The 18,068-nt window shown below is 61.9% G+C and carries 20 protein-coding genes; 7 read left to right on the top strand and 13 right to left on the bottom strand.

Annotated features, from left to right (window positions below):
* Nucleotides 1-13 precede the first annotated feature (13 nt).
* From ACMGGN_RS03640 to ACMGGN_RS03615, 6 genes are all read right to left on the bottom strand, one after another.
* Complete coding sequence (locus ACMGGN_RS03640) at nt 14-940, bottom strand: DMT family transporter (protein ID WP_125924526.1); 927 nt, start codon at nt 938-940, stop codon at nt 14-16.
* Nucleotides 941-1,045: 105 nt separating this feature from the next.
* The gene (locus ACMGGN_RS03635) at nt 1,046-1,441 is read right to left on the bottom strand and encodes a transcriptional regulator (RefSeq protein WP_115274130.1); all 396 of its coding nucleotides are present in this window, start codon (nt 1,439-1,441) and stop codon (nt 1,046-1,048) included.
* Between the two features lie 77 nt (nt 1,442-1,518).
* Entirely contained in the window at nt 1,519-1,773 is a 255-nt protein-coding gene (locus tag ACMGGN_RS03630) for a BrnA antitoxin family protein (RefSeq protein WP_012315648.1), read from the bottom strand.
* Nucleotides 1,751-2,029: a BrnT family toxin gene (locus ACMGGN_RS03625; RefSeq protein WP_046788068.1), complete on the bottom strand. Its 279-nt coding sequence runs from the start codon at nt 2,027-2,029 to the stop codon at nt 1,751-1,753. Before ACMGGN_RS03625 ends, ACMGGN_RS03630 begins: the two co-directional genes overlap by 23 nt.
* A 171-nt stretch (nt 2,030-2,200) precedes the next feature.
* The gene (locus ACMGGN_RS03620; RefSeq protein ID WP_182445346.1) at nt 2,201-2,575 is read right to left on the bottom strand and encodes a LuxR C-terminal-related transcriptional regulator; all 375 of its coding nucleotides are present in this window, start codon (nt 2,573-2,575) and stop codon (nt 2,201-2,203) included.
* The gene (locus ACMGGN_RS03615) at nt 2,538-3,422 is read right to left on the bottom strand and encodes an SDR family NAD(P)-dependent oxidoreductase (RefSeq protein ID WP_346640954.1); all 885 of its coding nucleotides are present in this window, start codon (nt 3,420-3,422) and stop codon (nt 2,538-2,540) included. Before ACMGGN_RS03615 ends, ACMGGN_RS03620 begins: the two co-directional genes overlap by 38 nt.
* Nucleotides 3,423-3,597: 175 nt before the next feature.
* Between ACMGGN_RS03615 and ACMGGN_RS03610 the strand changes: the two genes are divergently transcribed.
* Nucleotides 3,598-3,870 carry a hypothetical protein gene (locus ACMGGN_RS03610; RefSeq protein WP_046788065.1) on the top strand — a complete coding sequence of 91 codons (273 nt, stop codon included), beginning with the start codon at nt 3,598-3,600 and terminating at the stop codon, nt 3,868-3,870.
* A 119-nt stretch (nt 3,871-3,989) separates the two neighbouring features.
* On the opposite strand, the gene ACMGGN_RS03605 is transcribed toward ACMGGN_RS03610, so the two are convergent.
* Complete coding sequence (locus ACMGGN_RS03605; protein ID WP_012315652.1) at nt 3,990-5,348, bottom strand: DEAD/DEAH box helicase; 1,359 nt, start codon at nt 5,346-5,348, stop codon at nt 3,990-3,992.
* A gap of 105 nt (nt 5,349-5,453) precedes the next feature.
* Here ACMGGN_RS03605 and ACMGGN_RS03600 point away from each other — a divergent pair, with 105 nt between their 5' ends.
* On the top strand, nt 5,454-6,755 hold the full coding sequence (locus ACMGGN_RS03600) for a mechanosensitive ion channel family protein (RefSeq protein WP_046788064.1): 1,302 nt from the start codon (nt 5,454-5,456) through the stop codon (nt 6,753-6,755).
* A 114-nt stretch (nt 6,756-6,869) separates the two neighbouring features.
* On the opposite strand, the gene ACMGGN_RS03595 is transcribed toward ACMGGN_RS03600, so the two are convergent.
* The 4 genes from ACMGGN_RS03595 to ACMGGN_RS03580 form a co-directional block, all read right to left on the bottom strand.
* Nucleotides 6,870-7,805, bottom strand: coding sequence for an AEC family transporter (locus ACMGGN_RS03595; protein ID WP_119687593.1), 936 nt, complete (start codon nt 7,803-7,805; stop codon nt 6,870-6,872).
* Between the two features lies 1 nt (nt 7,806).
* Entirely contained in the window at nt 7,807-8,682 is an 876-nt protein-coding gene (locus ACMGGN_RS03590) for a carboxylate/amino acid/amine transporter (protein ID WP_039603958.1), read from the bottom strand.
* 189 nt (nt 8,683-8,871) lie between these two features.
* Complete coding sequence (locus tag ACMGGN_RS03585) at nt 8,872-9,471, bottom strand: FMN-dependent NADH-azoreductase (protein ID WP_046788059.1); 600 nt, start codon at nt 9,469-9,471, stop codon at nt 8,872-8,874.
* A gap of 109 nt (nt 9,472-9,580) precedes the next feature.
* Nucleotides 9,581-9,895 (bottom strand): 3-phosphoglycerate kinase, encoded by a 315-nt coding sequence (locus ACMGGN_RS03580; protein WP_414156469.1) that lies wholly within the window; start codon nt 9,893-9,895, stop codon nt 9,581-9,583.
* A gap of 48 nt (nt 9,896-9,943) precedes the next feature.
* Here ACMGGN_RS03580 and ACMGGN_RS03575 point away from each other — a divergent pair, with 48 nt between their 5' ends.
* The 4 genes from ACMGGN_RS03575 (at nt 9,944) to ACMGGN_RS03560 (ending at nt 14,140) form a co-directional block, all read left to right on the top strand.
* On the top strand, nt 9,944-10,867 hold the full coding sequence (locus ACMGGN_RS03575; RefSeq protein ID WP_012315658.1) for a LysR family transcriptional regulator: 924 nt from the start codon (nt 9,944-9,946) through the stop codon (nt 10,865-10,867).
* Between the two features lie 13 nt (nt 10,868-10,880).
* On the top strand, nt 10,881-11,693 hold the full coding sequence (locus ACMGGN_RS03570; protein ID WP_119687595.1) for an alpha/beta fold hydrolase: 813 nt from the start codon (nt 10,881-10,883) through the stop codon (nt 11,691-11,693).
* Nucleotides 11,687-12,244, top strand: a complete 558-nt coding sequence (locus ACMGGN_RS03565; protein WP_115274128.1) for a peptidylprolyl isomerase — start codon at nt 11,687-11,689, stop codon at nt 12,242-12,244. Before ACMGGN_RS03570 ends, ACMGGN_RS03565 begins: the two co-directional genes overlap by 7 nt.
* A gap of 63 nt (nt 12,245-12,307) precedes the next feature.
* Nucleotides 12,308-14,140, top strand: coding sequence for an ABC transporter ATP-binding protein (locus ACMGGN_RS03560; protein ID WP_414156468.1), 1,833 nt, complete (start codon nt 12,308-12,310; stop codon nt 14,138-14,140).
* A 13-nt stretch (nt 14,141-14,153) separates the two neighbouring features.
* Here ACMGGN_RS03560 and ACMGGN_RS03555 read toward each other — a convergent pair whose 3' ends face one another.
* On the bottom strand, nt 14,154-15,281 hold the full coding sequence (locus tag ACMGGN_RS03555) for a GNAT family N-acetyltransferase (RefSeq protein ID WP_174142425.1): 1,128 nt from the start codon (nt 15,279-15,281) through the stop codon (nt 14,154-14,156).
* Nucleotides 15,282-15,542: 261 nt separating this feature from the next.
* On the opposite strand from ACMGGN_RS03555, the gene ACMGGN_RS03550 reads away from it, so the two are divergent.
* Nucleotides 15,543-16,787: a putative porin gene (locus ACMGGN_RS03550; RefSeq protein WP_125924532.1), complete on the top strand. Its 1,245-nt coding sequence runs from the start codon at nt 15,543-15,545 to the stop codon at nt 16,785-16,787.
* A gap of 122 nt (nt 16,788-16,909) precedes the next feature.
* On the opposite strand, the gene ACMGGN_RS03545 is transcribed toward ACMGGN_RS03550, so the two are convergent.
* Complete coding sequence (locus tag ACMGGN_RS03545) at nt 16,910-18,031, bottom strand: beta-ketoacyl-ACP synthase III (protein WP_046788054.1); 1,122 nt, start codon at nt 18,029-18,031, stop codon at nt 16,910-16,912.
* Nucleotides 18,032-18,068 lie beyond the last annotated feature (37 nt).

Below are 18,068 nucleotides of genomic sequence, written 5' to 3'. Positions count from 1 at the left end.
GTAACAGCAACCCCTATCCCACAAACCTGCGCAATTGCTGCTTCACCCAAGGCTCGGCACTGACCAGCACCACGCCGAGCAAAACCATTACGGCCCCGAGCACAAAATTCACGCTAAGCGGTTCATCCAGCAAGAGCACGCCAAACGTCACCCCAAATAATGGGGTAATAAAAGAAAACACCGCCAAATTCGAGGCCAAGTACTTACGCAGCAACCAGAACCACGTCAGGTAGCTGACAAACGACACCACAATGCCCTGGAACAGCACGCTGCCGACCGCCAAGGGCGTCCACGAGACCTTGTCGATCTGCCCGCTGAGCAAGGCGATCAGCACTAACCCGACAAAACCTACTGCCAGTTGGTAGAAGAGGGTCAACGTCGCAGGCGCCTCGGACAAGCGCGAACCCCGTACCACCACGGTCGTCGCCCCCCAAGCTAACCCGGCCAGCACACCGAAGGCATCGCCGAGCAGCATGCGCCCGTCCATTTCTTCGAACGACACGCCCCCGGCAAACGCAGTAGCAATTCCGCCGAACGCCAACAGAATGCCCAGCCACTGCAGCAGGCGCAGCCGCTCGCTGGGCAGCATGAAATGTAGCCCAAGTGCCGTGAACACCGGCGCGGTATAGAGGAACACAGACATGTGCGCCGCCGATGTCAGCTTCAGCCCCTCGGCGATGAACAGGAACTCCAGGCCAAACAAACCGCCGGCCAGCAACCCGCCACGCCAGGTACTCCCCACCTGCCCCCAGCCACCGCGCCAGCAGATCATCAAGCCGACCAGCACCGCCGCAAGGCCGTTGCGCAGAGCTGCCTGCATCACCGGCGCAATATCAACCGCCGCAGACTTGATCAGTACCTGTTGGCAACCCCAGATCAGGCACAGCCCCAGCATGACCTGGAAGGCAAAGGCATCGGGATTCTTGCGGGCCGCACTCATGGGCGGCCCTCTTGGGTGATCGATGGCATGGGCAAGGCTCGGCAGTATTCAGAAAAGACCGATTATCGGTTTTTCCGGGCAGGCCTTGCCAGCCTCAATACGACCTCAAGCGATCTGCGCCTTCGCCGACACCTGCTCGAAGGTGGTTTCGTCCAGCGCATCTTCCTGGTCATCCAGTACCTGGCGCGGGTGCTCGAAGCCCGGGATGCTGCTGTCGATCAGGCTCAACAGCCGCGACCCGCGCTCGGTGAGCACGAAGTTCTCTCCATTGCCGCCATCCTCTGGCGGCCGGCTCTCGACGAAGCCGCGCTCGAATAGCAGCTTCTCGTACTCGCAGGCACGGGTTTTCAGATGGTCCACATCCCCCACCGGCTGGCCCTCGGCGGCCAGAGCCGCAGCGTGCTGCTCGGCATAGGGGCGTGGTGTGAAGCTGTGACCGGCGCCGTTCTGCACTTCGTGCAGCAAGCGCTCGATCAGGTCCCAGTCGTAGGTAATGCTCATGGCTATGGCCTCTTGCTGTGGACGCATGGGGTACACAGCTTGGGACCGGTCGCGGGTCTGGTGCGTTCCAAAAGATCTCAGCGCTGGCGCTGCTGGGCTTGCATGTACTGGCGCAGCAACTGATTAATCCGCGTCTGATAACCCGCCCCCTGATCCTTGAACCAGGTGAGGACATCAGCGTCCAGGCGAATGGTTACTGCCTGCTTCGCCGGGACACGCAGTTCAGCCTGCTGGAAGAAAGCCTGGTCCAACTCGGGGATATCCGAGGTATCAATATCTTTATCGTCCATTTGAGCCAGGCGGCTCCAATCAGTTTTCGATGCTTTGGTCATAGTGTTTGGCCTCCCATCTGGTGGCTTTACGTGCGGAAATGATGCGGATTACCTCACCCTGCCTCTCCGTGTACACGACTACCCCAAGCAAGGCATTGAGCCATCCCAAGCTTACCCAGCGCTCCTCAGCGTATTGTGCGCTGTCGTCCCGTCGGGTCAACATGGGATGGTTGAACATGTCGGGCACATCAGCGAAATCGATGCCGTGCTTTCGGATATTGGTTTGATTTTTCGTTGCGTCCCACTCAAATATCATGGGGCGCCCTGTATTTACAGATGTACATACGATACCTCCTCTTTCATCGCGAGACTAGGACGAGGTCACTCGCGCATCAATGGGGCCAGGAGGTTAAACGCCAGTTTCGGAAAGGGATTACAGCCGAGATAGAAAAGCCGCACAGATCCATTACAGGCCATAGCCTTCAGATCATTGCTGCTTCGTGAGATAGCCAATAAACAACCGAAACAACTCCGCATTCCCGGCAATCCCCAACCGCTGCCAGATGTTGTGCCGGTGCACCTTGACCGTCCCTTCCGAAATCCCCAGCGCCCGCGAGATCGACTGGCTGCTGTGCCCCTGCAAAATCAGCTTGGCCACATGCCGCTGGGTTTCGGTCAACTGGCCCTGGAGGATATCGACGAAGGCGTCTTCCAACTGGCAGTCCGAGTCCTGCGGGTCGGCCAGGTCTTCGGCATGAGCAAGGTGCAGGTGCTGGCTGAAAATGGCATCGATCAGCGGCGTCAGCGCAGCGAGGCGTTGGGTTTCATCGGTTTCGAACGCCCCCTTGTGCAAGCCGCGCATCAAGGAAAACACCAGCGCCGTGCGTGGGCGCACAGGGACGATGAAGCCGATTTCTTCGATCAAGCTGCCGTGGTGCATTGTTGGTGCAAGCGACGTAGAACGGGTCGAGCAAATAGCCCCCGCGCAGATACGCCTTGAGCGTACGCTCGGTCACCCGCTGGTTGTAGCCATCGTGCACCAACAGCGCCGGCTGGTTGAAGCGAAACAGGTAAGCGCAGCTCATGTCGAAATCGACTACGCCCTTGAGCGCAGTGTCGATGGCCGGGCCCAGTGCGTCGCTGCCGATGCTGCGAATCACCGTGGCCAGGCGGTTGGCGTGGTCGCTGTTCATGGCTGCGGCCTGTGCGCGCGCGAACATGTGGCAGGCGCCCTTGGTGGTGCAGTAGAGCACTTCCATCGGCGTGCCCACCACGGCCGAAATCGACGACGTGCAGATCACGCTGCCGCCACCGGCGGCCAGCATGCCCGGCAGCACTGCCTTGGTCACCAGGAACATGCTTTTCACGTTGACGCTCATCAAACGGTCCCAATCGGCTTCGCTGGTCTCCAGAAAGGGCCCGGCAGCGATGATGCCTGCGTGATTCATCAGCACCGTGATCGGCCCGAAGTGCGCCTGGGCCTGGCTGACGGCGCGGTGCACCTGATCGGCCACGGAAACGTCTGCCGCGACGAACAGGGCTTGTCCGCCCGTTGCATTGATGCGCGCCGCTACGGCTTCACCTTGGCTGCTGGGCAAGTCGAGGATCGCCACCTTGGCGCCCTCGGCGGCAAACAGCTCCGACGCTGCCAGGCCACATCCCCCTGCCCCGCCGGTAATCAGTGCCACCTTGCCTTTCAATCGATCCATGGGTCTGCTCCTCGGTTGTTCTGGTTGTGGCTCCAAACTAGAGCCGAGGGCAGTCGGGGTCCATATACCCAGGGGTATAGGCCAGGTGCACAGGGGCTTCCGCCGGTCGTGGAGGCGGAACTTACCGGCATGCAGGCGCCTCCACCGGGCATCCCCACCGCCGGAGGTATAAAGGATGAAACCGCTGCTGCGCATCGCCTGTGCGACCGCCCTGTTCTGCGCCCTGCCCGCCTGGGCCTGCACGCCGGAAGAGGCCACCCAGAAACGTGAAGAACTGGCCGGGCTGGTGAGCCAGCTGACCGAACAGAACCCGCAGAAAGCCAAGGAAATTAACGATGAGCTCCAGGGGATGGAGCTGGGGACGGCGAGCAAGGACTTGCCCGACAAGTGTCAGCTGATCGACAAGCGGATCAAGGAGCTGAAGGAGGCGGAGAAGAAGGCGGATTGATCTATTACATCAAGACCCAATCGCCGGCAAGCCAGCTCCCACAGTGATCGCATCGCCCTTGAGGCTGATGGAGTACCTGTGGGAGCCGGCTTGCCGGCGATAGGGCCAGCATTGACTGATTACTCAGCAGCAGGCTTGCGCTTTTTCAGCGGTGCCAGGCCATCGGAGCTGGTCAGCGGTGCATTGGCCTTCGGCTTGGCGGTAGGCTTGCGCTTCACGGCCTTCTTGTCGCCAGTTTTCTTCTCGGTCTTTTTCTTCTTGGTGCCGGCAGCCTTGCCCGACGCCTTGACCTTCTTCGGCCCGTTGTAGGTGCCCTTCACTTCCTTGATCACACGGCGCTCGAACTGCTGCTTGAGGTAGCGCTCGATGCTGGACATCAGGTTCCAGTCATTGTGGGTGATCAACGAAATCGCCAGGCCTTCGCCGCCGGCACGGCCGGTACGGCCAATGCGGTGCACATACTCGTCGCCGCTGCGCGGCATGTCGAAGTTGATCACCAGGTCCAGGCCGTCGATGTCCAGGCCACGGGCCGCCACGTCGGTGGCGACCAGCACCTTGGAGCTGCCCTGCTTGAAGCGCTCGATGGCCAGCTTGCGGTCCTTCTGGTCCTTTTCACCGTGCAACACGAACGCTTTTACGTCCTTGGCGACCAAGTGGCCATAGATACGGTCGGCAAGCACGCGGGTGTTGGTGAAGATGATCGCCTTGTCGAATTTTTCGTTGGCCAGCAGCCACTGCACGATCGCCTCTTTGTGCTGGTCGTGGTCAGCGGTGATGACCTGCTGGCGGGTACCTTCGGCCAGCTGCGAAACACTGTTGAGCATCAGGTGCTCAGGGTCTTTCAGCACTTTGCCGATGATGTCGCGCAGGGCAGCGCCGCCGGTGGTGGCCGAGAACAGCAGGGTTTGCTCGCGGTTCTCACACTCCTTGCACAGGCGCTCCATGTCTTCGGCGAAGCCCATGTCGAGCATGCGGTCGGCTTCGTCGAGGATCATCACCTGCACGTGGGACAGGTCGAGGTTGCCGGCATTGAGCTGCTCGAGCAGGCGGCCCGGGGTGCCGATCAGCACGTCCGGCACCTTGCGCAGCATGGCGGCCTGTTCCTTGAAGTCCTCACCGCCGGTGACCAGGCCCGCCTTGATGTAGGTGAACTGCGAGAACAGCTGCACTTGCTTGAGGGTCTGCTGGGCCAGCTCGCGGGTCGGCAGCAGGATCAGCGCGCGGATCTCGACGCGCGCGCCTTTCAGGTCGACCAGGCGGTTGAGCAGCGGCAGGACGAAGGCCGCGGTCTTGCCGCTGCCGGTCTGCGCGGTCACACGCAGATCACGCCCTTGCAGGGCCAAGGGGATGGCCGCGGCCTGCACCGGGGTTGGCTCGACAAATTTAAGCTCGGCCACGGCTTTAAGCAGGCGTTCATGCAGGGCGAATTGGGAGAACACGGAGGTAACCTCAGGCAAGTGCGGGAAATTCAGTTGCATAGGGTAACGTTTTCTGCAGCCGGAGCCGAATTTCTTTTGGCAACTTTGTCGCCATCCGCGCTCTAATGGCGCTTCGTTTCGCAAGCAAAGACCGTACTCAAGCTCATGGATATGCAAAAACTCTGGCGCGACAGCCTCGACCTGTGGGGCACCCTCGACCAACACCCGATGCTCCACGCCGCCATCGGCCTGGCCGTGCTGCTGCTGGTTTCCCTGGTAATCGGCCGCCTGGCGCGCTTTCTGATCCTGCACGGCACGCGCCTGCTGGCCCGCCAGCCTGCGCTCAAATGGCTCGACGACCTGCGCCACAACAAGGTGTTTCACCGCCTGGCGCAGACCACACCGTCGCTGGTCATCCAGTTCGGGCTGAAACTGGTACCGGAGCTGTCCGATACCGCCCAGCACTTCCTTGGCAATATGGCGCTGGCGTTTACCCTGCTGTTCATGACCCTGGCGCTGTCGTGCCTGCTCGATGGCCTGCTCGACATCTATGCCCGCACCGAACATGCCCGCACCCGCTCGATCAAGGGCTATGTGCAACTGGCGAAGATGATGCTGTGGATTTTCGCCTCCATCGTCATCGTCGCCACCCTGATCGACCGTTCACCCCTGTTGCTGCTGTCAGGCCTGGGTGCGATGTCGGCAGTATTGCTGTTGGTGTACAAGGACACCCTGTTGTCGTTCGTCGCCAGCGTGCAGCTCACCAGTAACGACATGCTGCACGTCGGCGACTGGATCGAAATGCCCCAGGTCGGCGCCGATGGCGATGTGGTCGATATCACCCTGCACACGGTTAAGGTGCAGAACTTCGACAAGACCATTGTCTCGATCCCCACCTGGCGGCTGATGAGCGAGTCGTTCCGCAACTACCGTGGCATGCAGCAATCGGGCGGCCGGCGGATCAAACGCAGCCTGTTCATCGATGCTGCGGGCGTGCGTTTTTTGACCCGAGAAGAAGAACAGCGCCTGAGCGGAGTGCGCCTGCTCGCTGACTACCTGGCCGGCAAGCGCCAGGAGCTCCATGAATGGAACGAAGCCCTGGGGCCGGTGGCCGAGCTGTCGGCCAACCGCCGCCAGCTGACCAACATCGGCACCTTCCGCGCCTTTGCCCTGGCCTACCTGAAGAACCACCCCAACGTGCACCAGGGCATGACCTGCATGGTCCGGCAGATGCAGACCGGCGCCGAAGGGGTGCCGCTGGAGATCTACTGCTTCACCACCACGACCGTGTGGGCCGAGTACGAACGGATCCAGGGGGATATCTTCGATTACCTGCTGGCGGTGTTGCCGGAGTTTGGGCTGAGCTTGTATCAGCAGCCGAGCGGCAATGACATGCGCGTGGGGCTGGCGGGGCGCGCTTCGGTAGAGCCAGTGCCGCGTCGCCTGGAAGAAATGAGCGAGGCTTGAGATTGTTGGGGCCGCTTTGCGGCCCTTTCGCGACACAAGGCCGCTCCTACCGGGGATTTGCGTCCGTAGGAGGAGCGGCCTTGTGTCGCGAAAGGGCTGCGCAGCAGCCCCAAATCACCCCGCATAACCCAGCAGGTACAACAACCCGGTCAAGGTGACTAAAGAAGCCACCGTCGACAACAGTATCGTCCGCGATATCAGCCCGGCTTCCCGGTTGTAATACTCCGCCAGCATGAAGGGCCCGGTCCCCGTCGGCAGCGCCGCCAGCAGTACCGCTGAAACAGCCCACATGTTCGGCAGGCTGAATACCTTGAACGCCAACACCCAAGTCAGCGCTGGCTGCCCTACCAGCTTCATCGCAACCAGTGGCCATGGGCTGGCCTGAGCGCCGCTGCGTTTCTCTGCCAGAAACGCCCCCAGCGAAATCAATGCACAGGGCGTGGTGGCCAAGGCCAGCATGTCGAGAAAATGCATCACCGGCTCCGCCAACCCCAACCCGGACATTGCCCAAGCGGCCCCAGCCACGGGCGAAATCACCAGGGGGTTCTTCGCCAGCGCCTTGCCCACTACCCACATGGCGCGGCCGATCCACTTCTCTTCCTGTAGGCCAATTTCGATCAGCGTCAGCGATATCGCGAACACCAGGCAGACCACGATCAACGAAGAAATCAACGCAGGCTGCAGCCCGGGCTGACCGAACAGCAGCAAACACAGCGGGATGCCGATATAGCCGGTGTTGGCATACCCCGCGCTGAGCCCGTCGATGCTGGCCGCGACCAGCCCGTGGCCGCTGAACAGCCGCCAGGCCAGCGTGGCCACGAACATCGCCAGCGCCCCTGCGCCAAAGGCCACGATGAACCCTGGGTGCCATACCTCGCTCCAGGTTGCGGTGGCTGTGACCTTGAACAGCAGGGCCGGCAGGCACAGCCAGACCACCATCTTGTTGATCTCGGCCGCAGCCTTGTCGCCAAGCTTGTTGGTCCGGCGGCAAAGATAACCGACCAGGATCAACGCAAAGATCGGCGCGACGATGACCAGGATGGTGTGCATGTCAGGCCCTGCGCACCAGCGGTGCATCCGTGCGGCTGCCCAGGCGGCTCAGCCACACGGAGGCCAGGATGATCGCGCCACCGATGAGCAAGCGCCCCAATGGCTCGTGCTGGTTCCAGATCAGCAGGTTGAGCAGCAGCCCCACCGGCACGTGCAGGTTGTTCATCACCGCCAGCGTAGCGCCGGACACCATGCAGGCCCCCTTGTTCCACCAATACAAGCCCAGCGCCGTCGGGCACAGCCCGAGGAACAGCAGCACCAGCCATTGCACGTCGGTACTCGGCAAATGCTGGGTGTTGCCGAACAGCAGGAAAGCCGGCAGCACGACGATCAACGCCCCCAGGTAGAAGTAGCCGAAACGCTTGTAATGCGGCAGGTCGCTGGGGTGGCGGGCAACCAGATGGCGGTATAGCACCTGGCCGGCAGCGTAGGTGAAGTTGGCCAACTGCAGCAACAAAAAGCCGATGAAGAAGTCGCCACTGATGCTGTCGAAGCGGATCACCGCCGCCCCTGCGACCGCGACCAAGGCCGCGAGCAAGGCCCAAGGGTTGAAGCGGCGGTTCAGCGCATCCTCGATCAGGGTCACGTGCAGTGGCGTGAGGATCGTGAACAGCAGCACCTCAGGTACGGTCAGCACGCGGAAACTCAGGTACAGGCAGACATAGGTGATGCCGTACTGCAGCGCACCGATCAGCAGCATCGAGCGCATGAAGCGCGGCTCGACCTGGCGCCAGCGGGTCAGCGGCAGGAAAACCAGGCCCGCCAGCACCACGCGTGCGAGCACGGCAAAGTAGCTGTCGACGTGCCCGGCCAGGTACTCGCCGATCAGGCTGAAGGAAAACGCCTGGATCAGCGCGACGATTATCAGGTAGCCCATGGTTGCCTCTCGTAAATCAAGGCCGCGACCTTAGCGGGTTGCGACCGATGTGTTCAACCATGCGCAATGTGGGGGCTGCGCATTTCATGGGCGTGAGTGATTCACACACAAAAAAAACCCGGCCATCGAGGCCGGGCAGGTACACCCAAAGGAGCAAACAAGGTGTCAGGGTTGGGAATTGGTTGACGCTCAGGCCACCGCAGCCAGCTTGGCCTTGGCCTGGTTGATGCCTTTCTCGTGGAAGTCACCGCTCATGTTCAGGCCTTCGGCATGGATGAAGTTCACATCGTGAATGCCGATGAATGCCATCACCTGGCGCAGGTACGGCTCCTGGTGGTCGCTGGTGGCGCCGGCGTGGATGCCGCCACGGGCAGTCAGGACAATGGCGCGCTTGCCGGTCAGCAGGCCTTGCGGGCCGGTCGGGGTGTACTTGAAGGTGATGCCGGCACGCAATACGTGGTCAAGCCAGGCCTTGAGCGTGCTGGGGATGGTGAAGTTGTACATCGGTGCAGCCATCACCAGCACGTCGGCCGCCAGCAGCTCATCTGTCAGCTCATTGGAACGGGCCAGGGCCTCCAGTTCAGCGGCATTGCGCTGCTCTTCAGGCTTCATCCAGCCACCGAGCAGGTTGGCGTCCAGGTGCGGCACCGGGGTCACCGCCAGATCGCGAACGGTGATCTCGTCGGCCGGGTGCGCTGCTTGCCAGTGTTCGATGAAGTCACGGGTCAGTTGACGGGAAACGGAATCCTGCTGGCGGGCGCTGCTTTCGACGATCAGTACGCGGGACATGGGTGCCTCCAACGGCAAAATGGGTTGCGATTCGATGGAGGTGAGATTAAGGCTTGACCTATCGATAAAAAAGCGTAAAAAGTGGGTGCAATCTATCGATTAATCAGTTTTATTCCGCTTTGCAGTTCACTGCGATGCGCAGCTTGATGATCTGCCGGTTGAACTTGGCCGTGACGTCCACACTTTTGCCCGCCGGTACATTCACCCGGCGTACCCGTGGCGCTTCCGGGCCGTTGCGGAACGTCACCTTGCAGGCCGCCAGCACTTGCCCATAGTTGTTCAGGGTGATGGCTCCGATGTCGTACGCGGTGTCGTAGGCGGTGTAGTCCAGCTTGACTCCGGCCAGTTCCTTCTCCACGTCGATGGGGTAAGCCATGGCCCCGAGGGGCAGGCACATCAGTATTGCCGCACAACATTTCTTCATGGGGCGCTCTCCTTGAAAGAGCGCAGCTTAGGTCAACAGGAGCCAAAGATGAAAGCGCCGCGCGTAACCCTGGATCAGTGGCGAACCTTGCAGGCAGTGGTCGATCACGGTGGGTTTGCCCAGGCAGCCGAAGCCCTGCACCGCTCGCAGTCATCGGTCAGTTACACGGTGGCGCGCATGCAAGAGCAGCTCGGCGTACCACTGCTGCGCATCGATGGCCGCAAAGCCGTGCTGACCGAGGCGGGCAACGTGCTGCTGCGCCGCTCACGGCACCTGGTCAAGCAGGCCAGCCAGCTTGAAGACCTGGCCCACCACATGGAGCAAGGCTGGGAAGCCGAGGTACGTGTGGTGGTCGATGCCGCCTACCCCAGTGCCCGCCTGGTACGTGCCCTGGCCGCGTTCATGCCGCAGAGCCGCGGTTGCCGGGTGCGCCTGCGCGAGGAAGTGCTGTCCGGCGTCGAGGAGGTGATGCATGAAGGTATCGCCGACCTTGCCATCAGCAGCTACAGCATTGGCGGCTATCTGGGCACCGAGCTCAGTGCCGTGGAGTTCGTGGCTGTCGCCCACCCCGAGCACAGCCTGCACCGCCTGGGCCGGGAGATCACGTTCCAGGACCTGGAAAGCCAGTTGCAAGTGGTGATCCGCGACTCCGGCCGCGCCCAACCCCGCGATGTCGGCTGGCTCGGCGCAGAACAGCGCTGGACCGTCGGCAGCCTGGGTACCGCCACGACCTTCGTCAGCAGCGGGCTGGGCTTTGCCTGGCTGCCGCGGCACATGATCGATCGCGAACTGCGCGAAGGCGTGCTCAAGCCGCTGCCACTGGACCAGGGTGGCAGCCGTCATCCACTGTTCTACCTTTATTCGAGCAAAGAGAAGACCTTGGGCCCGGCCACGCAGATTCTCATCGACCTGCTGCGCAATTTCGACACCGCGCCACTGGACGTGCCCTTCGCAGCCCCCCCGCAAGCCTGAGAGAACCGCGCCCATGGCCTATTTCGAACATGAAGGATGCTCGCTGCATTATCAGGAATACGGCCAGGGTGAACCCCTGGTACTGCTGCACGGCCTGGGCTCGAGCAGCCAGGATTGGGAGCTGCAGGTACCCGCGCTCAGCCGCCATTACCGGGTGATCCTCATGGACATCCGGGGCCACGGCCGCTCCGACAAGCCCAATGATGGCTACCAGATCGCCACATTCAGCGAAGACCTGCTGGCCCTGCTCGAACACCTGCAGACCGGCCCGGTGCACTTCGTGGGGCTGTCGATGGGCGCCATGGTCGGGTTTCAATTCGCCGTCGACCATCCGCAATGGCTGCGCAGCCTGTGCATCGTCAACAGCGCCCCCGAGGTCAAGCGCCGTACGCGCAACGACTGGGTCTGGTGGGCCAAGCGCTGGGGCCTGGCGCGCATCCTCAGTGTCGAGACGGTCGGCAAGGGCCTGGCCCAGCGCCTGTTCCCCAAACCGGAGCAAGCCGACTTGCGCCAGAAGATGGCGCAACGCTGGGCGCGCAACGACAAACGCGCCTACCTCAGGAGTTTTGACGCCATCGTGGACTGGGGCGTGCAGGAACGCATCGGCCAGATACACTGTCCCACGCTGGTGGTCGCTGCCGACCACGATTACACCCCGGTACAACTCAAAGAGCGCTACGTTGCCCTGATGCCGCAGGCAAGGCTGGTAGTCATCGATGATTCCCGGCACGCTACACCCCTCGATCAACCCGAAGTCTTCAACCAGACTTTGCTGCAGTTCCTCGCAGCCGCTTCCACCTCTCAAGGATCTTTGAGCCCATGCTGAAAAAACTTCTGCTCACCGCCTGCTCGGTCGCCTTTGCCACCACCGTCATGGCCTCCGACAAGACCCCTCACGTAGTGCTCGACACCAGCTTCGGCCAGGTCGAAATCGAGCTCGATGCCGAGAAGGCGCCGGTCAGTACCAAGAACTTCCTCGAATACGTCGACAGCGGTTTCTACAACAACACCATTTTTCACCGTGTGATCCCGGGCTTCATGGTCCAGGGCGGTGGGTTCACCGAGCAGATGGTGCAAAAGCCGACGCGTGACCCGATCCGCAACGAAGCCGGCAACGGTCTGCAGAACACCCGCGGCACCCTGTCGATGGCACGCACCTCCGACCCGAACTCGGCCACCAGCCAGTTCTTCATCAACGTGGCCGACAACGATTTCCTGAACCCGGGCCGTGACCGTGGCTATGCAGTGTTCGGCAAAGTGACCAAGGGTATGGAGGTGGTCGACCAGATCGTCAACTCGCGCACTACCGTCAAGAAAGGCATGAGCGATGTGCCGGCCGATCCGGTGTTCATCAAGTCCGCCAAACGCATCGACTGACTGCAGGCTTCACAAGGACGTGAAACCGCCTGAGGGTCGGGTTGAACAGGAGTGTTGTCACCCATGCTGTACCGCCGTTTCGAGCAACTGATCGACATCTTCCGCGACGCGCCCAGCGAGTCGCCGCCAACCCAGGTGTGGCCCTTCTACCTCTATTATCTGCGCCAGGTGTGGCCGAGTTTTCTCGCCCTGCTGGTGGTCGGCCTGGTTGCCTCGCTGATCGAGGTGGCGATGTTCAGCTACCTGAGCCGCATCATCGACCTGGCCCAGGGCACGCCCAATGCCAACTTCTTCAGCGAGCACAGCGGCGAGCTGATCTGGATGCTGGTGGTGGTCCTGCTGCTGCGGCCGATCTTCTTTGGCCTGCATGACCTGCTGGTGCACCAGACCATCAACCCGGGCATGACCAGCCTGATCCGCTGGCAAAACCACACCTATGTGCTCAAGCAGAGCCTCAACTTCTTCCAGAGCGATTTTGCCGGGCGTATCGCCCAGCGCATCATGCAGACTGGCAACTCGCTGCGCGACTCGGCCGTGCAGGCGGTGGATGCGTTGTGGCATGTGCTGATCTATGCGATCACCTCGCTGGTGCTGTTCGCCGAGGCCGACTGGCGCCTGATGCTGCCGTTACTGGTCTGGATTGCCAGCTATGTCGCCGCGCTGTTCTACTTCGTGCCACGGGTCAAAGAGCGCTCGGTGATCTCCTCCGACGCCCGCTCCAGGCTGATGGGGCGCATCGTCGACGGCTACACCAACATCGCCACCCTCAAGCTGTTCGCCCACACCGACCACGAGCAGCAGTACGCCCGCGAAGCGATCCGCGAACAGACCGAAAAGACCCAGCTGGCGTCGCGGGTGATCACCAGCATGGACGTGGTCATCACCAGCCTCAACGGCTTGCTGGTAGTCGCCACCACCGGCCTGGCCCTGTGGCTGTGGAGCCAGTCGCTGATCACCGTCGGCGCCATCGCCCTGGCCACCGGGCTGGTGATCCGTATCGTCAACATGTCGGGCTGGATCATGTGGGTGGTCAACGGCATCTTCGAGAACATCGGCATGGTGCAGGACGGCCTGCAGACCATCGCCCAGCCGGTCACCGTCACCGACAAGCCCAAGGCAGCGCCGCTGAAAGTGACCCGTGGCGCGGTGCGTTTCGATAACGTCGACTTCCACTACGGCAAGGCCCGCAACGTCATCGACGGGCTGAACCTGGACATCCGCCCGGGCGAAAAGATCGGCCTGATCGGCCCCTCCGGCGCCGGCAAGTCGACCCTGGTCAACCTGCTGCTGCGCCTTTACGACGTGCAGGGCGGGCGTATCCTGATCGACGGGCAGGACATCGCCGAGGTGAGCCAGGCCAGCCTGCGGGCGCAGATCGGCATGATCACCCAGGACACCTCACTGCTGCATCGTTCGATCCGCGACAACCTGTTGTACGGCCGCCCGGATACCAGCGAGCAAGCGCTGCACGAGGCGGTGCGCCGGGCCCGTGCCGACGAATTCATTCCTCAGTTGTCGGATGCCCAGGGCCGCACGGGCTTCGACGCGCATGTGGGCGAGCGCGGGGTCAAGCTGTCCGGTGGCCAGCGCCAGCGCATCGCTATAGCCCGGGTGCTGCTCAAGAACGCGCCCATCCTGATCATGGACGAGGCCACGTCAGCACTGGACTCGGAGGTCGAAGCGGCGATCCAGGAAAGCCTGGAAACCCTCATGCAAGGCAAGACGGTGATCGCCATCGCCCACCGCCTCTCGACCATTGCGCGGATGGACCGCCTGGTGGTGCTGGACAAGGGGCATATCGTCGAAAGTGGCAGCCACAGTGAACTACTGGCGCAACAAGGCTTGTATGCCAGGCTGTGGCATCACCAGACGGGCGGGTTCGTCGGGGTGGATTGAGGCCTGTCGGGTTTCAATCCCGGCGGTAAGGCAACATCCCCCGTGCCTCTTCGGCATAGCCCATAACCCCTGCCCGCTCCTGCTGCAGGAAATCGTCCACCGCCCGGCGCAGGCCTGGGTGAAGCAGATAATGCCAGGAGCGGGTCAGCACCGGCTCGAAGCCACGAATCAGCTTGTGCTCGCCCTGCGCGCCGGCATCGAAGCGCTGCAAGCCTTCGGCAATCGCAAAGTCCATGCCCTGGTAGAAGCAGGTTTCGAAGTGCAGCCGGTCGAACTCATCCAGGCAGCCCCAGTACCTCCCAAACAGGCTGTCGCCACCCACCAGGCTCAGGGCCATGGCGACATCGCGACCGCCTTGACGCGCCATCACGACCCTTAGGGCCTCGGGCATGCGCTGCGCCAGCAGGCTAAAGAATTCGCGGGTCAGATAGGGCGTACGCCTGCGCACTGCGTAGGTGTTGGCGTAGCAGAGGTAGACGAAATCCCATTGGGCCTCATCAAGTTCATCGCCACGGTACCAACGAAAGTCGATGCCCTGCCCTGCAACCTGCTCACGTTCCTTGCGCATCTGTTTGCGCTTGCGCGAACTCAAGCTGTCGAGAAAGTCCTGAAAGTCGCGGTAGCCATGGTTGCGCCAGTGGAACTGACATCCCAGGCGCTCCATCCAGCCCGGCAGGCCGGCCATCTGTGCATCCAGGCCAGGGTCGGTGAAGTTGATGTGAGCCCCGGATAGCCCGCCTTTGCCCAGATACTCAGGCAATGCCTGGAGCATGAGCAGGCCATCGGCCGGGTCAACGCTGAGCAGGCGCGGCCCGCTGACCGGGCTGAACGGCACGGCGCCGAGCAGTTTGGGGTAATAGGCAATACCAGCACGCTCGCAGGCGTCGGCCCAGCCATGATCGAACACGTACTCGCCGTACGAATGCCACTTGCGGTACGCCGGCAACAGCGCACGCACTTGCCCGTCACGCTCCAGCACCAGGTGTTCCGCCGCCCAGCCGGTGGCTGGCGCAACACTGCCGCTGTCCTCCAGGGCGCTCAGGAACGCATGGCGCAGGAAGGGTTGGCCGGCAGGTACCAAGGCGTCCCAGGTCGCGGCAGGCAGGTCACGCAGATGGGCAAGGCTATAGAGGCTGGTCACGATGTCGACTCGCGGAGTGAGGGCATCAGTATCAGGGAATACCGGCCTCTCACTCAAATGCCGAATGCCGGCCCGATCCTTTCATTCTCAATTACTTAACGGCAGTGCCACCAAATAGACATTATTCTGTCATTCGCCCCCGCAATACTTGCGCCTGTTTTCCGGAACCCTAGAACCTGTCTATTCAGGCCCTTTCCGAAGACATGCCAACATGGGGGTGGACGCTGAGCCTCCCCAATATTTTTCAGTAGGGAGAACCTTATGCGTCTTGTTTCTACACTTACCGGAGTGAGCCTCACCGGCATGATGCTGGCTCTGAGTACTCCGGCCAGTGCGGCTGTCGACGCCAAGCTGCTCGAAATGCTCCGCGCCAACGGCTCGATCAACCAGGCGCAGTACAACGAACTGCAAGGTGACCTGGCAAAAGAAACCAAGGAAAAGGCCGACCAGAAAGCTCAGTCAGAACGCATGAGCTCCTTCGAACAGAAAGTGGCTTGGGCCGCCAAGACCCAGGTCAAAGGCGATATCCGCCTGCGCTACGAGGACGTCAACGTCGACGACCCGAACAGCAGCAGCGGCAACCAGGACCGCCAGCGCGTTCGCGCCCGCGTCGGTTTCTACAGCGAGATCAACCCGCAAGTCGACGCAGGCATCCGCATCGCCACCGGCAGCAGCGCAGACCGCCGTTCGACCAACCAGAGTTTCGATAACTACTTCGACAAAAAATCGCTGTGGGTCGACCAGGCCTACCTCGACTGGCACCCGAGCGCAGTACCGAACCTGCACCTGATCGGCGGCAAGATGGCACAGCCTTGGGTGAGCATGGGTGACATCATCTGGGACGGCGACATCAACCCGGAAGGCGTTGCCGCCACCTACAAAGCCGACCTCGGCGGCGCCGAAGTCTTCGCCAGCGCGGGCCAGTACACGCTCAAGGACAACGTGGACGGCGACGGCGTGCAGTACAAGCACGACGCCCAGGTCTACCACGGCCAGTTGGGCGCCAAGTTCGCCCCGGCCGATGTGCTCAAGCTCACCGTCGGCGCGAGCATCTATGGCTACGACAACGACAAGGAAGCGACCATCCTGCAGTCGTTCGGCAATACCACCAACGAGTTCAACCTGGTGGAAGGCTTCGGCCAGGTGGACTTCACCGGCTTGGCCATCCCGCTGTCGGCGTATGGCCAGTACGTGAAGAACACCGAAAGCACCGATGGCGAAGACCAGGCCTGGCTGGCTGGCCTGAAGACCAAAGTCGGCGCCTGGAGCCTGGATTACAACTACCGCGATGTTCAGCGCAACGCCGTGGTCAGCCTGTTCACCGACTCCGACTTCGGCAACGGTTACACCGGCTCGCGCGGCCACAAGTTCAAGGTCGGTTATGAAATCGACAAGAACTTCTCGCTGGGCGCTGCCTACCTGATGGCCAAGACCGACCTGTCGCAGTTGCCGAACAGCGATGCCGATGTCGACACGCTGCAGGTGGACCTGGAAGCCAAGTTCTAAGCTGCAACGCCTGAGCTTCACTCAAGGCGGGAAATGCCGACCCCATCCGGCATTTCCTGCCTTTTTTTGCCTGCGAGAAACGCACTGGCCCTGCGGCCGGCAAGCCGGCGCAGGGCTGACTGTCAGCGTTTACGCAGAATCACACTACCAATCGAGTAGCCCGCACCAAACGAGCTCAGCACGCCCAGCGAACCCTTGGCCAGGTCATCCTGGTACAGGTGGAAGGCAATCACCGACCCCGCCGAACTGGTGTTGGCATAACGGTCGAGAATGACTGGTGCATCTTCCTCGGCCACTTCACGCCCCAGCAGCTTCTTGACGATCAGCTGGTTCATGCTCAGGTTGGCCTGGTGCAGCCAGAAGCGCTTGACGTCGGAGGGCTGCAGATCGTTCTCGCCCAGGTGCTTGCCGATCAGCTCGGCGACCATCGGGCAGACTTCCTTGAATACCTTGCGGCCTTCCTGCACGAACAACTTGTCCCGCGTACCGACGCCCTCTTCCGCAGCACGGTTGAGGAAGCCGAAATTGTTGCGGATATTGTTGGAGAACGAGGTCTGCAACTTGGTACCGAGGATATCGAACTGGTGTGCCGAGGTGGCCTGGTCGGCACGCTCGACCAGCACGGCAGTCGCAGCGTCACCAAAAATGAAATGGCTGTCGCGGTCACGGAAGTTCAGGTGCCCGGTGCAGATTTCCGGGCTGACCACCAACAACGCACGGGCCTGGCCCAGTTGCACGCTGTTGGCTGCGGTCTGGATGCCGAAGGTGGCCGAGGAGCAAGCCACGTTCATGTCGAAGGCGAAGCCCTGGATGCCCAGCGCCTGTTGCACTTCGATGGCGATGGCCGGGTACGGGCGCTGCAGGTTGGAGCAGGCGACGATCACCCCGTCGACATCGGCAGGGGTGCGGCCTGCGCGCTCGAGTGCCTGACGGGCAGCGGCCACGCCCATCTCGCAAAGGATCGACTGCTCGTCGTTGGAACGCTCCGGCAGGCGCGGCTTCATGCGCTGCGGGTCGAGAATGCCGGCCTTGTCCATGACGAAGCGGCTCTTGATGCCCGAGGCCTTCTCGATGAAGGCGGCGTCGGAGAGCGGCGCAGCTTCGACCTCGCCGCGCTCGATGGCGGCAGCGTTGTCGCGGTTGAACTGTTGCGACCAGGTGTTGAAGGATTCCACCAGTTCTTCGTTGGAAATGCTCTGGGCCGGGGTATACAGGCCGGTGCCGCTGATCACGACGTTATGCACGATCGTTCCTCTGGTCAAAGGCCATCGCCACAGGGCG

Origin of the sequence: Pseudomonas sp. BNK-30 (assembly GCF_047456185.1) — a bacterium.
Lineage (GTDB): Bacteria > Pseudomonadota > Gammaproteobacteria > Pseudomonadales > Pseudomonadaceae > Aquipseudomonas > Aquipseudomonas putida_E.
The sequence above is the reverse complement of the archived record's forward strand: the minus strand, read 5'-3'. Positions and strand labels throughout refer to the sequence as shown.

Excerpts from the sequence above, each read along its gene's own strand:
- ACMGGN_RS03640 (WP_125924526.1), bottom strand. The coding sequence starts at position 940 with ATGAGTGCGGCCCGCAAGAATCCCGATGCCTTTGCCTTCCAGGTCATG.
- ACMGGN_RS03635 (WP_115274130.1), bottom strand. The coding sequence starts at position 1,441 with ATGAGCATTACCTACGACTGGGACCTGATCGAGCGCTTGCTGCACGAA.
- ACMGGN_RS03630 (WP_012315648.1), bottom strand. The coding sequence starts at position 1,773 with ATGACCAAAGCATCGAAAACTGATTGGAGCCGCCTGGCTCAAATGGAC.
- ACMGGN_RS03625 (WP_046788068.1), bottom strand. The coding sequence starts at position 2,029 with ATGATATTTGAGTGGGACGCAACGAAAAATCAAACCAATATCCGAAAG.
- ACMGGN_RS03620 (WP_182445346.1), bottom strand. The coding sequence starts at position 2,575 with ATGCGCGGCTTGCACAAGGGGGCGTTCGAAACCGATGAAACCCAACGC.
- ACMGGN_RS03615 (WP_346640954.1), bottom strand. The coding sequence starts at position 3,422 with ATGGATCGATTGAAAGGCAAGGTGGCACTGATTACCGGCGGGGCAGGG.
- ACMGGN_RS03610 (WP_046788065.1), top strand. The coding sequence starts at position 3,598 with ATGAAACCGCTGCTGCGCATCGCCTGTGCGACCGCCCTGTTCTGCGCC.
- ACMGGN_RS03605 (WP_012315652.1), bottom strand. The coding sequence starts at position 5,348 with ATGCAACTGAATTTCCCGCACTTGCCTGAGGTTACCTCCGTGTTCTCC.
- ACMGGN_RS03600 (WP_046788064.1), top strand. The coding sequence starts at position 5,454 with ATGGATATGCAAAAACTCTGGCGCGACAGCCTCGACCTGTGGGGCACC.
- ACMGGN_RS03595 (WP_119687593.1), bottom strand. The coding sequence starts at position 7,805 with ATGCACACCATCCTGGTCATCGTCGCGCCGATCTTTGCGTTGATCCTG.
- ACMGGN_RS03590 (WP_039603958.1), bottom strand. The coding sequence starts at position 8,682 with ATGGGCTACCTGATAATCGTCGCGCTGATCCAGGCGTTTTCCTTCAGC.
- ACMGGN_RS03585 (WP_046788059.1), bottom strand. The coding sequence starts at position 9,471 with ATGTCCCGCGTACTGATCGTCGAAAGCAGCGCCCGCCAGCAGGATTCC.
- ACMGGN_RS03580 (WP_414156469.1), bottom strand. The coding sequence starts at position 9,895 with ATGAAGAAATGTTGTGCGGCAATACTGATGTGCCTGCCCCTCGGGGCC.
- ACMGGN_RS03575 (WP_012315658.1), top strand. The coding sequence starts at position 9,944 with ATGAAAGCGCCGCGCGTAACCCTGGATCAGTGGCGAACCTTGCAGGCA.
- ACMGGN_RS03570 (WP_119687595.1), top strand. The coding sequence starts at position 10,881 with ATGGCCTATTTCGAACATGAAGGATGCTCGCTGCATTATCAGGAATAC.
- ACMGGN_RS03565 (WP_115274128.1), top strand. The coding sequence starts at position 11,687 with ATGCTGAAAAAACTTCTGCTCACCGCCTGCTCGGTCGCCTTTGCCACC.
- ACMGGN_RS03560 (WP_414156468.1), top strand. The coding sequence starts at position 12,308 with ATGCTGTACCGCCGTTTCGAGCAACTGATCGACATCTTCCGCGACGCG.
- ACMGGN_RS03550 (WP_125924532.1), top strand. The coding sequence starts at position 15,543 with ATGCGTCTTGTTTCTACACTTACCGGAGTGAGCCTCACCGGCATGATG.